At 54.9% G+C, this 206-nt stretch carries 1 protein-coding gene; it reads right to left on the bottom strand.

From position 1 onward, the window contains the following. Window positions 1-206: site-specific integrase (locus tag DXZ20_RS37220; RefSeq protein WP_489670943.1), on the bottom strand; the 206-nt coding region annotated here is incomplete at both ends.

Here is a 206-nt window from a genome sequence, read left to right as displayed (position 1 = left end):
CCGTGGCTGATCGCCTGGCTCGAAACATAGCGACCAGGTCGGGCGATAGTTTAAATGCTCTACTCCGATTGGTCTTAGTCGGCTTCCGTTCACCACGTCCCCATGACTCACCAATCCAGACGCAATCGCAATTTTCCGATAGGTGCTTCCACCTCAAACCGGCAGCTTCACCCGTCCGGCAACCAACCCCCATCAGGAATTTAACG

Source organism: Adonisia turfae CCMR0081 (assembly GCF_011009555.1).
Classification (GTDB): Bacteria; Cyanobacteriota; Cyanobacteriia; order Phormidesmidales; family Phormidesmidaceae; genus Leptothoe; species Leptothoe turfae.
The sequence above is the reverse complement of the archived record's forward strand: the minus strand, read 5'-3'. Positions and strand labels throughout refer to the sequence as shown.